Below are 233 nucleotides of genomic sequence, written 5' to 3' on the forward strand. Positions count from 1 at the left end.
GGTGTGGAGCAGGTGTGGGCTGGTGGTGATGTGGTCTCGCCTGTCGCGGTGCGGCGGGTCCTCGACGCCCACCCCGGCCTGGACGTCGTTAATGGTTACGGCCCGACGGAGACCACCACGTTCGCCACCCGGTACGTCGTGAGCGGTGAGGTGAATGATGGGGTGCCGATCGGCCGGCCCATGGACGGCATGCGGGCCTACGTTCTCGATGACCACCTGGCCCTGGTCCCGCC

Annotated in this window: 1 protein-coding gene; it reads left to right on the forward strand. The window is 68.7% G+C overall.

The annotated features are described in order from the left end of the window. The coding region (locus tag ACSNOH_RS35420; protein ID WP_436725533.1) for an AMP-binding protein at positions 1 to 233 on the forward strand (233 nt) is incomplete at both ends.

Source organism: Streptomyces sp. URMC 127, from assembly GCF_051386535.1.
In the GTDB taxonomy this organism is placed as follows: Bacteria; Actinomycetota; Actinomycetes; order Streptomycetales; family Streptomycetaceae; genus Streptomyces.